At 70.6% G+C, this 11,509-nt stretch carries 10 protein-coding genes and 1 pseudogene; 7 read left to right on the forward strand and 4 right to left on the reverse strand.

Annotated features, from left to right (window positions below):
* Positions 1 to 590, reverse strand: a 590-nt coding sequence (locus CA984_RS38075) for an RNA polymerase sigma factor (RefSeq protein WP_086578241.1), incomplete at its 3' end; no start/stop codon positions are given.
* A 310-nt stretch (positions 591 to 900) separates the two neighbouring features.
* On the opposite strand from CA984_RS38075, the gene CA984_RS38080 reads away from it, so the two are divergent.
* The 6 genes from CA984_RS38080 to CA984_RS38105 all read left to right on the forward strand — a co-directional run bounded on the left by CA984_RS38080 (position 901) and on the right by CA984_RS38105 (position 7,485).
* Positions 901 to 2,004: an ABC transporter ATP-binding protein gene (locus tag CA984_RS38080; RefSeq protein ID WP_086578242.1), complete on the forward strand. Its 1,104-nt coding sequence runs from the start codon at positions 901 to 903 to the stop codon at positions 2,002 to 2,004.
* Positions 1,997 to 2,659, forward strand: coding sequence for an ABC transporter permease (locus CA984_RS38085; protein WP_086578243.1), 663 nt, complete (start codon positions 1,997 to 1,999; stop codon positions 2,657 to 2,659). The genes CA984_RS38080 and CA984_RS38085 overlap by 8 nt, the downstream gene beginning before the upstream one ends.
* Positions 2,656 to 3,327, forward strand: a complete 672-nt coding sequence (locus CA984_RS38090) for an ABC transporter permease (RefSeq protein ID WP_086578249.1) — start codon at positions 2,656 to 2,658, stop codon at positions 3,325 to 3,327. Before CA984_RS38085 ends, CA984_RS38090 begins: the two co-directional genes overlap by 4 nt.
* Before the next feature lie 37 nt (positions 3,328 to 3,364).
* The gene (locus CA984_RS38095) at positions 3,365 to 4,279 is read left to right on the forward strand and encodes an ABC transporter substrate-binding protein (RefSeq protein ID WP_086578244.1); all 915 of its coding nucleotides are present in this window, start codon (positions 3,365 to 3,367) and stop codon (positions 4,277 to 4,279) included.
* A gap of 297 nt (positions 4,280 to 4,576) precedes the next feature.
* Positions 4,577 to 6,868: a transglycosylase domain-containing protein gene (locus tag CA984_RS38100; RefSeq protein WP_242676402.1), complete on the forward strand. Its 2,292-nt coding sequence runs from the start codon at positions 4,577 to 4,579 to the stop codon at positions 6,866 to 6,868.
* 137 nt (positions 6,869 to 7,005) lie between these two features.
* A complete protein-coding gene (locus tag CA984_RS38105) occupies positions 7,006 to 7,485 on the forward strand; it encodes a flavin reductase family protein (RefSeq protein WP_207621189.1) in 480 nt (159 codons plus the stop codon).
* Positions 7,486 to 7,678: 193 nt separating this feature from the next.
* On the opposite strand, the gene CA984_RS38110 is transcribed toward CA984_RS38105, so the two are convergent.
* Positions 7,679 to 8,653, reverse strand: coding sequence for an ArsR/SmtB family transcription factor (locus tag CA984_RS38110; RefSeq protein ID WP_086578246.1), 975 nt, complete (start codon positions 8,651 to 8,653; stop codon positions 7,679 to 7,681).
* 281 nt (positions 8,654 to 8,934) lie between these two features.
* On the opposite strand from CA984_RS38110, the gene CA984_RS38115 reads away from it, so the two are divergent.
* Complete coding sequence (locus CA984_RS38115; RefSeq protein ID WP_086578247.1) at positions 8,935 to 9,129, forward strand: hypothetical protein; 195 nt, start codon at positions 8,935 to 8,937, stop codon at positions 9,127 to 9,129.
* A 39-nt stretch (positions 9,130 to 9,168) separates the two neighbouring features.
* Here the strand turns inward: CA984_RS38115 and sppA are convergent, their stop codons facing one another.
* On the reverse strand, positions 9,169 to 10,869 hold the full coding sequence (gene sppA, locus CA984_RS38120) for a signal peptide peptidase SppA (protein ID WP_086578248.1): 1,701 nt from the start codon (positions 10,867 to 10,869) through the stop codon (positions 9,169 to 9,171).
* A 30-nt stretch (positions 10,870 to 10,899) separates the two neighbouring features.
* A pseudogene (locus CA984_RS46695) lies at positions 10,900 to 11,509 on the reverse strand (hypothetical protein); the annotation flags it as partial.

The raw sequence follows: 11,509 nt of genomic DNA on the forward strand, positions 1-11,509 counted from the left end.
GGCGGAGCGGACGGCGATCCCAGCGCCAGGGTCCGCAGCGCCGCGGGCGGGGTGGCCCAGGGGGCGCGGACGAGCACGTCGCGGACCGGGGCGACGGAGAGGGCGCCGAACACCTCGGCCAGGTGATCCGGCACCCGTGCCGAGGCCAGCGCCAGGCTCAGCGACTGGGCGAAGCGCCGGCAGGCGCTCACGGTCAGCTCGTCGGCGGTGTCGGCCGCCACGTCGAGCACCCAGGACAGCTCCGAGGTGTCCATCTCACACACGCCGGACAGGTACAGTACTTCGCGCTGATGCGGACGCAGGTCGCGCAGGACCCGCTCGACGAAGGCGGAGACCGGGTCGGCGTCGGCGGCGGGCGGGGCGTGGACGACGTCGCGCAGGTGGATCTCGCGGCGGGCGAACGCGTAGAGCGCGGCACGCGGGGGCTCTATGTCCGGGACGGCGGTGAGGACGGCCACCAGCGCGGCGGCGGCGGAGCCGGGATCGCCGAGCTGGTCGTGACAGTACGCGAACAGCCCGGCGGCGTGACGGTCGTAGAGCTCGGCGATCAGTTCGCCGCGCGAGCGCTGACCGAGGAGCGGTTGGGTCACGTGACCGGTTCCTCTGGGGTTCGAGCGAGTGTGGTGATGAACACAGAGACCGCGAGGCCTGTGGTACGTATGGCGCTGGAGGTGTCAATCCCCACGATATGGGTAATCATGCCGATCTGTTGAGGTTCTCCGTAGGATTGAATGCCCATTTGATAGATATCGCGGGGGCGGTGGGGCATCGATCGAAGGCAGGGAGAAGGCGGGAAATCAGATCGGAAATGTCGGCCATAGGCCCTAGGGTGGTCCGCGTCAGATCATGGGGCAGTTGTGGCAGGGGGCCGCAGCCCTGCCGAGGAGCAAGAGGTTGCGCATGATCAAATTTGACCGGGTCACCAAGCGTTACGCCGACGGGACCGTCGCCGTGGACGACCTCAGCCTTGAGGTGCCCACCGGGGAGATAACCGTGTTCGTCGGCCCTTCGGGCTGCGGCAAGACCACCTCCCTCCGAATGATCAACAGGATGATCGACGCGACCGAGGGGCAGATCCTCCTCGACGGCGTGGACGTGAAGACCATCGACCCGCCGACGCTGCGCAGGGGCATCGGCTACGTCATCCAGCAGGCGGGGCTGTTCCCGCACCGCAAGATCGTCGACAACGTGGCGACGGTGCCCTACCTGCTCGGCTGGGACAGGAAGAAGGCCCGGGACCGGGCCATGGAGCTGCTGGAGCGGGTCGGGCTCGACCTCAAGATGGCCGACCGGTACCCCTTCCAGCTCTCCGGCGGCCAGCAGCAGCGCGTCGGCGTGGCCCGCGCGCTGGCGGCCGACCCGCCGGTGCTGCTGATGGACGAGCCGTTCAGCGCGGTGGACCCGATCGTGCGCACGAGCCTGCAGGAGGAGCTGCTCCGGCTGCAGGCCGAGCTCAACAAGACCATCGTGTTCGTCACCCACGACATCGACGAGGCCATCAAGCTCGGCGACCGGGTGGCCGTGCTCCGCGTCGGCGGACGCCTGGCGCAGCTCGCCGACCCCCCGACGCTGCTGGCCCGCCCCGCCGACGACTTCGTCCGGGAGTTCCTCGGCCGTGACCGGGGCATCCGGCGGCTGTCGTTCGTCTCCGACGAGGGGCTGCGGCTGCGCGCCGACCTGACCGTGTCCGCCTCCGCCGACGTCTCCACGGTGCGTGGCACGGACGAGCCCTGGCTGGCCGTGGTGGACGGGGAGAACCGGCCGCTGGGCTGGGCCTCCGTCAAGGACCTGCCGGACGCCGGCACGCTCGCGGACGTGCGGCTCGCGCCGTACGGGACGTTCGTCAGGGGCCGTGACTCGCTGCGCGGCGCGCTGGACGCGGCGTTGCTGTCCCCCTCGGGGAGCGCGATCGCGGTGGACGAGGAGGGCAGGGCCGAGGGCGTGGCCACCCGCGAGGCGCTGGACGAGGCGCTGGGCAAGGTCGCCGGAGGCGTCGGTGCATGAGGAACCGCTGGTCCGCTGGGACTGGATCGGGCGCAACTGGCCCTCCATCCAGGTCCTGCTGGCGGACCACGTCGTCATGGCGCTGGTGCCGATCGTCATCGGGCTGCTCGTCGCGCTCCCGCTCGGGCTGGCCGGCGTCCGCTGGCGCTGGCTCTACCAGCCGACCGTCGGCGTCATGAACGTGATCTACTCGCTGCCCTCGCTGGCGGTCTTCATCGTGCTCATCCCGGTCACCGGCCTCGCCACCCGGACGACCGTGATGGTCCCGCTCACGTTCTACGCCATGGCGGTGCTGATCCCGGCCGTCGTGGACGGGCTCAGCTCGGTCCCCGACCATGTGCGCCAGTCCGCGGTGGCCATGGGCTTCACCCCGCTGCGGAGGCTGCTCCAGGTGGAGCTGCCGATCGCGGTCCCGGTCGTGCTGGCCGGGCTCAGGGTGGCCGCGGTCTCCAGCATCAGCCTGGTCAGCGTGGGCGCTCTGGTCGGCAGGGGCGGGCTGGGCTACCTGTTCATCGACGGCTGGCAGCGGCAGTTCTACACCCCGATCATCGTGGGCATCGTGCTGGTCGTGGTGCTGGCGGCCATCGCCGACCTGCTGCTGGTCCTGGCGCAGCGCCTGCTGACCCCGTGGTCGCGGGCGAGGGGGGCCGCGTGAACTGGCTGATCGACTTCTTCGGGAACCCGGACAACTGGTCCGGCCCGGACGGCATCCCCGTCCGGCTGCTGGAGCACCTGGAGTTCTCCGGGATCTCGCTGCTGCTGGCCATGCTGATCGCGCTGCCGCTGGGGCTGTGGATCGGTCACACCGGCAAGGGGGCGCTGTTCGCGATCCTGAGCGCCAACGCGGCCCGCGCCCTGCCGACGCTGGGCCTGCTCGTGCTCATCGTGCTGCTGATGGGCGTCGGCACCATCGTCCCGGTGCTGATCCCGCTGGTTGCGCTCGCCGTGCCGCCCATCCTGGTCAACACCTACGAGGGTCTGCGCGGCGTGGATCCCGACCTGCGCGACGCCGCGTACGGCATGGGCCTGCGCGGGAGCGAGGTGCTCGGCCGGGTGCTCGTGCCGGTGGCGCTGCCGCTGATCCTGCTCGGCCTGCGGATCGCCGCGATCCAGGTGGTGTCGACCGCGACCGTGGCCGCCTACGTGGGTCTGGGCGGCCTGGGCCGGTTCATCGTCGACGGCCTGGCGACCAAGGACTTCCCGCGCACGATCGGAGGGGCCGTCCTGGTGGCGCTGCTGGCCCTGATCGTCCAGCTGGGTTTCGCTCTGGTGCAACGCGTCATGGTCTCCCCGGGGGTGAGTCAGCGCCAGACCATACGCTAATCTCCTTATTACCCCCCGTTTTAGAAGGGAAAGCACGATGAAGCGCCTGTTCAGCACTGCGGCAGTCATCCTGTCCGCGGCGCTCACACTTACCGCGTGCGGTGGCGGTGGCGACCCGCTCACCAGCGCGTCCGTGAGCCCCACGGGCTCCGGGGCCGCGGCCGGGGGGAAGGTCGTCGTCGGCTCGGCCAACTTCCCGGAGAACGTCCTGCTCGCCGAGATCTACGCCCAGGCCCTGGAGGCCAAGGGGGTGCAGGTCGAGAGGAAGCTCAACATCGGCAGCCGTGAGGTCCTGGTCGACCAGGCCAAGAGCGGCGGCCTGACGGTCCTGCCGGAGTACATCGGCTCCCTGCTCGCCTTCGTCGACAAGACGACGACGGCCAAGACCAAGGACGACGTCGTCGCCGGGCTCAAGGAGAAGCTCCCGGCCGAGCTGGAGGTCCTGGAGCCCGCCGCGGCCGAGGACAACAACTCGCTGACCGTCACCAAGGCCACCGCTGCCAAGGACGGCCTCGCCACGATCGAGGACCTGGTCAAGGTCGGCAAGACCTTCGCCGTGGGCGGCCCGCCGGAGTTCCAGTCCCGCCAGGAGAAGAACTTCAAGGACACCTACGGCCTGGAGTTCAAGGAGTGGAAGAAGACCGGTGACGCCACCGCCGACGCCATCAAGGACGGCACCGTCCAGGTGGGCAACGTCTTCACCACCGACCCCAAGATCGTGATCAACGACCTGGTCTCGCTGAAGGACACCAAGAACGCCTTCGCCGCCGACAACATCGTGCCCCTGGTCAACAAGGCCGCGGTGAACGACACCGTGAAGAGCGCGCTGAACGCCGTCTCCGCCAAGCTCGACACCCCCGGTCTGCTCGCGCTGATGAAGCGCGTGGCGATCGACAAGGACGACGCGGCCACGGTCGCCAAGGACTGGCTGACCCAGAACAGCCTGCTCTAGGCACTCCGCCGTCACCTGCGGCCCGCGCGCGGACTCCCGTGCGCGGGCCGTACGGCTGTGAGCCGCCGGCCCGGCTCTTCTCACTCGTCCGGGCGTGGCGGCGTGTCCGCGGTCATGGATCGGACGGTCGGGACCCTGTCCCCCGGTGGGCCGCAGGGGGACGGGCGCCCGCCGGACGGCACGGTGAGGGTCCTCCCCCCGGGCGCCGGGAGGCGGTTCCCGAAGATCCAGAAGGCATACCCTTCATTCCACCCATAGGTTATAGGCCAGTCATAAAGGTGTAATGGGGGGAACCGTATGCGTGCGCCCGTTGAGCGTCTGCTCACTGACGCCAGGGGGACCGGTCGCCGGCCGGGTGACACCGGAGCCGGCACATCGGCCGGTGGGAAGATCGCACGGCTCGCCGGAGCGGCAGTGGCCGCGGGACTGCTGGCCGGCGGCCTCGCGCTGCCGGCCGTGGGCGGCGCGGGGGCGGTGGTCGTCACCGCGTCGGAGGAGCTGAACCTCAGGCCGGTGGAGCTCAAGGAGCCCCCGCTGGCGGAGAAGACGACGGTCCTGGACGCCAGGGGCAACCAGATCGCGCAGTTCTGGGACGTGTACCGCGAGGTCGTGCCGCTCAGCCAGGTGGCCGACGTGATGAAGACGGCGATCATCTCGATCGAGGACTACCGCTTCTACGAGCACGGCGCCATCGACCTTGAGGGGACCATGCGGGCCCTGGCCAAGAACCTCGCCTCGGGCGGGGTGAGCCAGGGCGGCTCCAGCATCACCCAGCAGTACGTCAAACAGGTGCTGCTCACCACGGCGGTCACCAAGAAGGAGCAGGAGAAGGCGCTGGAGGCCAGCTACGCGCGCAAGCTCAACGAGCTGCGGTACGCGATGGCGGTCGAGCAGAAATACTCCAAGGACCAGATCCTGGAGAAATACCTGAACATCGCCTTCTTCGGGGCGAGGGCCAACGGGGTCGAGGCGGCGGCCAAGCGGTTCTTCGGGGTGCCGGCGGCCAAGCTCACCCTGTCGCAGGCGGCGACCCTGGCGGCGGCCGTGCAGTCTCCCAACAGCACCAACCCCGACGCGGGCAAGAAGGCGCAGCGGCTGCTGCTGGAGCGGCGCAACCTGGTGCTCGACCGGATGGAGGAGCTCAAGAAGATCACGCCGGAGGAGGCCGCGAAGGCCAGGAAGGAGAAGCTGGGCTACAGGGGCACGCCGCTGCCGGGCGGATGCGAGGCCAGCCCGTACCCCTACTTCTGCCTCTACGTGCGCAACGAGATCTCCGGCAACCCGGCCTTCGGCAAGACCGAGGAGGCCCGCCTCCGGTTCCTCAACCGCGGCGGCCTGACGATCAGGACGACGCTGGACCCGAAGATGCAGGCCGCGGCCGACGCGGCGATCAGGAGACGGGTGTACGCCTCCGACAACCCGATGGCCTCCCAGGCGCTCGTGCAGCCCGGCACCGGTGCGATCAAGGCGATGGCGGCCAGCCGGAAGTACGGCATCGCCAAGCGCAGGAACGAGATGTCCTACAACGTGGTGGCCGACGCCGCGCACGGCGGCGGCACGGGGTTCCAGGCGGGCTCGACGTTCAAGACCTTCACCCTGATCACCGCGTTGAAGAAGGGCATGAAGGTCAACGACGGCATCACCACCAGTGCCGGCTACCGCGCCCCGGGCTACGCGGCGTTCAAGAACTGCAAGGGCGGGAGCGTCGGCGACCCGGAGCACACCGTCACCAACGACGAGGGCTCGCCCGGGTTCAAGACGCTGCAGACCGGCACCTGGGGGTCGGTCAACACCTTCTTCGTCGCCCTGGAGCAGCGCGTGGGGCTGTGCGACACGGTGCAGACCGCCAAGTCGCTGGGCATCAAGCGGGCCGACGGGCAGGAGTTGCAGGAGGTCGAGACCTTCACCCTCGGCGTCAACGAGATGGACCCGGTGACGGTGGCCAACGCCTATGCCGCGATCGGCGCGCGCGGTAAGTACTGCGCGCCGATGGCCATCACCCAGATCACCGACCGCGACGGCAAGGTGACCCGTTACGCGCCGCAGTGCCGCCAGGCGCTGGACCCGGCGGTCGCCGACGCCACAGCGGACATCCTGTCCGGCGTGTTCACCAAGGGCACCATGCGCGGCGTGGGCGGCATCGGCCGAGACGCGGCGGGCAAGACCGGCACCACGGACGGGTACGCCACCGCGTGGTTCGCCGGGTTCACCCCCGACCTGGCCGGCGCGGTCAGCATCGGCGACCCCCGCGGCTCGACGGTTCACAAGCTCACCGGCGTCACCATCGGCGGCAGGGGCTACAGCATCGTCGCCGGCGCCAGCCTCCCCGGCCCGATCTGGAAGGACACCATGATGGCGGCGCTGAAGGGCGTCAGGGCCACCCCCTTCCACCCGATCGACTCCGCCCGCTTCGGCGGCTGCGGCCAGGGCTGCGCCCCCAAGCGGTCGGCCCGCGAGGGCCGCGACGGCCCCGGCGACGGCGAGCGCGACATGGCCGGCAGGGGCGACCGGGACCGCGGCAACGACCGCGGCCGGGGCCACGGCCGGGGCCACGGGAACGGCTACGGGAACGGCCGGGGCCGGGGATGACGGCGAGGAGGACCGGTCCGGGGCGGAGAGTCCGGGGCCGAGGGTAACGGTGTGGAGGACCGGTCCGGGGCGGAGAGTCCTGGGCCGGGGTGACGGCCGCCGCCCTGGGGCCGGCCGCCTTCCGGAATGATTGCCCTGTGAACGAGTTCATCGAGGCCATGGCGCAGGTCCCGACCGCAGTGACGGTCATCACCGTGAAGGACGAGCGCGACGACGTGGGGGCGACGATCGGCACCCTCGTCTCGGTCTCGCTCGACCCCCTGCTGGTGATGGTGAGCTTGGAGAACACCGGCTACCTCAACGAGCTGCTGCTACGCCGTGACCGCTGGGCCGCCAGCGTGCTGTCCGCCGGGCAGAAGGCGATCGCCAGCCGCTTCGCCACCGCCGGCCGGCCCGGCGCCCGGCTGCTGCTCGCCGGCACGCCGCACCACCGGGGGGAGCTGAGCGAGGCACTCGTCGTGGACGGCGGTGTGACCGCCCTGGAGGCCGAGACGGCCCAGGTCGTCCCGGCCGGGGACCATACCCTCTACATCGCCCGGGTGCTCGACGTGAGCTACGTCAACCCCGGGGTCCTCCCGCTCGTACGGCTCCGCGGCCGGTACCGCCCCGTCGGCTGACCGTCTGCGTGTGAGAGGCCCGCGGATCCGCGGGCCTCTCACACGCAGACGGGCCCCTGCTGTCCGCGGTCTCCCGCGCGAGACAGGAGATCCCGGTGCCGTATCCGGACAAGGTCGACCAGGCGGTTGCGCCATCATGTCCGAATGACCGACTACTCCGATGGGGGCCGTCGGCACGGTCGCGCGTCGTGGGTCATGAGCCGGCGCTCGAGCCGCTGTACAGGAGGGCCTCCCCGAGGGGGGTCAGGACGTGCAGGACGGCGCCGCCCGTCCGGGTGGTCGAGACGAGCCCGGCGTTGCGCAGTACCGTGGTGTGCTCGCTGGCCGAGGCGAGGGAGATGCCGACCCGTTCGGCCACGGACGTGGTGGTGGCCGGGGCGCGCAGGGTGGCCAGCACGGCCGCGCGGGTACGGCCGATCAGGCGCCCGAGCACGTCGCCCGGGCCGGTGAACCGGTCTGCGACGAAGATCGGATAGACCAGCACGGTGGCCGCGTGGTCCCGATACAGCACCATCGGGCGGGGCACGAAGTAGGACGGGATCAGCACCAGCCCGCGTCCGCCCAATGGGAAGTCATGGTCGCCGGGGACCGGGATGTGCAGGGTCGGCGGCCGCCAGCGGCAGTCGGGGTGGAGCGTGGCCAGCAGGGCGTCGACTCCGCCGCGCAGCAAGGTCTCGGAGCGCAGGGCGCGGTCGGCGGCGGCCTCGGCCTGAATCTGCGGCCACAGCGGCTCCACTGCCGAGGCGAAGTAGCCGTACAGATCATCGGCAAGGGTCTGGCGCGCCCAGGGGGCGCCGCCGGCCAGCTCGTCCGCCCACCTCCCGGCCCGCTGGGCGGGCGACAGCAAGCTCAGCTCGATCGCCAGCTGCCAGTCGGGTGTCTGGCGGACCAGCTCGACACTGGTGGCGAAGTCACCGGCGTCCGGCTGGAGCAGGAACCCGGGCACGGGACTCTTCGGGGCGACAAGAGGCGCGAGCACCCCGGCCCGCTCCGGCAGGCTGCCCTTCACCTGCCGGTGCAGATGGCGGACTCCAGGCCGTGTCCAGGTCCTGCCGGTCGGCGCGCCACGCATCAGGCGCACGCTCAGAACCGTCTCCCACAAGGGGTTCGGAGCCGGGGCGAACGTGATCCGGCGAAGGTCGGTGTCGGAGAAATGCAGTCGCATCATGCCAACGCATCTTCACGCCGCCACCCCTGTCCGGCCAAGGCCGACCAGACCCTTTCGGTCAGGAACGAAAGGTGTGGCGGCCGGAATCCGCCTGGGACAGGCTTGCTGCCACGGCCCGGAACGCCGTATATCACCAGGTTCATGACTTCAGGGGGAACACCAAGCGCATTGTCACTCGTCAGCGGCTCGCTGGGACGGTCGTCGCGGTGGCGGCCTTTACGGCGTCAGTCCTCTCCGCCGCGTCCGTATCGGCGTCGGCGGCGACGGGACCGAGTGTGAGGATGCCGGTCCAGGTCCTGGCCAACAGCTGTGGCCTGCCGACCTCCGCCCGCCCGAACAGTTCCTTCATCGAATCGTTTTACTACTGCAACGACTGCAAGAAGATGGCGGCCTACGACCAGAAGACGTTCGGCGGAACCTTCTACTGCACCTACAACCCGAGCAACGGGCTCACCGACGAGCATCGCCAGTACTGATCTTCCTGGCTGGGCGATGAGCCCGGTTTCGTCGGATCGTTAGCGGATCGTCCACCCGCCGGGGAGCATGAGCGGGCCGTAGGACGGCAGGCCCAGCTCGCCGGCCAGGTGGGCGAGCGGGCCCCAGGCCTCCAGCCGGACCCGTGCCATGGCGGCGGTCCTGTCCTCGCTGGAGTCCGCCGGACGCAGGCGCTCCAGCGGGCTTAGCCTGGGGTAGACGCGCACCGGGGCGTCGGCGGCCAGGCCGGCCTTCCCGCGGGCGAGGGCGAGGGCGTCCTGGAGGCCGCCGAGCTCGTCGACGAGCCCGTGGGCGTGGGCGTCGGCGCCGGTCCAGACCCGGCCCTTGGCCAGCTCGTGGGCACGCTCCCGGGACAGGCCGCGGCCCTCGGCCACCTTGTTCACGAAGTCCTCGTAGACCCGGTCGAGCCAGGCGTTGACCCGCGCCCACTGCGCCTCGGAGAAGGCGTTGGTGGAGGAGAACATCCCCGCGTTGGCGCCCTCGCCGACCGTCTCGGAGGAGACGCCGATCTTCTCCAGCAGCCCGCCGATGACCGCCTTGCCGCCGAACACGCCGATGGAACCGGTGAGCGTGCCCGGCTGGGCCACGATCGCGTCCGCGGCCATCGAGACCATGTAGCCGCCGGAGGCGGCCAGGTCGCCCATCGAGACCACGATCGGCTTGCCCGCCTTGCGGGTGAGCACGACCTCGCGCCAGATGGCGTCGGAGGCCACGTAGGAGCCGCCGGGGCTGTCCACCCGGAAGACGACGGCCTTCACGTGCTCGTCGCGGCGGGCCGCGCGCAGGGCGGCGCAGACGGTGTCGGAGCCCATCGCGCTGCCGCCGCCCAGCGGGCTCCGCCCGCTGCGGCCGAGCCGGATCGCGCCGTTGCCGTGGACCAGCGCGACGGTCTCCTCGCCGGGGCGCGGGAGCTTCTTCGCGATCGGGCCCTTGGCGTAACGGCCCACGTACAGCAGGAGCGCGTCGTCGCCGACGGCCTGCTTGACCTCGTCGTAGACCTCGTCGCGGTAGGCCATCCGGTCCACGAGGCCGGCCTCGACCGCCTCGGCGCCGATGAACGGGCCCTCGTCGATGAGCTTGCGGACCTTGGTGGGCTCCAGCCCACGCCCCTCGGCGACGCCCGCGACGATCTGCTCGGTGACCGACTCGGTGATCCGGCCCATCGACTCGCGGTGGGGGTCGGTCATGTGGTCCTGGGTGAAGGTGTTGGCCGCGGTCTTGTACTCGTGCCGCTGACCCATCTGGTACTCGACGCCGAGTTTGCCGAGCGCCCCCCGCAGGAAGCGCTGCTCCATCGCGACGCCGGTCAGCCCGACGTCGCCCGACGGCTGCAGGTAGACCCGCTCGAAGGCGCTGCCGAGGTAGTAGGGCACCGTGCCGGCGCCGAACTCGCCGAAGGTCTCGGCGAACGCGACGGTCAGCTTGCCCGCCGCCCGGAACTCGATCACGGCCTGGCGCAGATCCTGCACCATCGCCAGCCCCAGCGGCTGGGTGCCGATCTTGACGATCAGCGCCTTGACCCGGGAGTCCTTCCTGGCGCGCTTCAGCCCGGACAGCACGTCGGTCAGGCTCGTCTTGCGCATGGACAGGAGCGCGCTCAGCGGATCCGACGGCGGCCCGTCGGACAGTCCCTCGGTGAGGTCGAGTTCAAGGACCAGCGGAGCGGTACGCCGCTGCCGGAGCCGGTCGACTGTATCGATGATCACCTTGGTCGCATCCATGGCTATCACCCTAAGCGACCTATCTAGGGCTTATGCGATACGGCGGGCGTTCACATGCTTTTTCAGTATTGAGGTGTATTCGGAGAGGGGCGTGCCCTTCAGCCGCTGCTTCTCCGCGGCGATGAGAGTGTCCCTGACCGTGGTCGACTTGCTGATCTTCGCGGTGAAGTTGACCCCGCCGTGCGCCCAGTTCAGCCAGGCGGCCAGCAGCTCGCTCTCCAGCTTGATCTTCTGGGTGAGCTTCGTCTTCTTGGCGGGCTTGAGCACCCGGTAGGCCGTACCCGGCGTGGAGGCGCGGGTGAGTTCGGGGAAGACGTCGCTGGCCTTCGCGACCAGGCGCAGGTAACAGCTGAGCGTCGCGTCCGGCAGCTCGCCCTTGCCCCGGGTCATCTCCGTGGCCCACCCGGCGGCGGTCAGGGTCTTGGTGGCCTTGCCCCGGCTGCACACCGTCGGCGCGGTGGCGGGCGTGGCGGTCACGGTCACCGTGACGGTCACCGTGGGCAGCGGGACCGGGCTGGGCGCGGGCGGGTCCGCGGGTTCGGGGGCCGGGGACGGGCCGGAGCTCGGATTGGGATCGGGGTCGTCGCCGGGGTCGTCCGGTGTGGAGCCGTCCCCGGGGGCGGGTTCCTGAGTGGCGGGG

Source organism: Streptosporangium minutum (assembly GCF_002149035.1).
Lineage (GTDB): Bacteria > Actinomycetota > Actinomycetes > Streptosporangiales > Streptosporangiaceae > Streptosporangium > Streptosporangium minutum.

Bases quoted from the DNA above. Each gene is read 5' to 3' on its own strand.
- CA984_RS38100 (WP_242676402.1), top strand. From the start codon at position 4,577: ATGCGTGCGCCCGTTGAGCGTCTGCTCACTGACGCCAGGGGGACCGGT.
- CA984_RS38080 (WP_086578242.1), top strand. From the start codon at position 901: ATGATCAAATTTGACCGGGTCACCAAGCGTTACGCCGACGGGACCGTC.
- sppA (WP_086578248.1), bottom strand. From the start codon at position 10,869: ATGGATGCGACCAAGGTGATCATCGATACAGTCGACCGGCTCCGGCAG.
- CA984_RS38110 (WP_086578246.1), bottom strand. From the start codon at position 8,653: ATGATGCGACTGCATTTCTCCGACACCGACCTTCGCCGGATCACGTTC.
- CA984_RS38095 (WP_086578244.1), top strand. From the start codon at position 3,365: ATGAAGCGCCTGTTCAGCACTGCGGCAGTCATCCTGTCCGCGGCGCTC.
- CA984_RS38115 (WP_086578247.1), top strand. From the start codon at position 8,935: ATGCCGGTCCAGGTCCTGGCCAACAGCTGTGGCCTGCCGACCTCCGCC.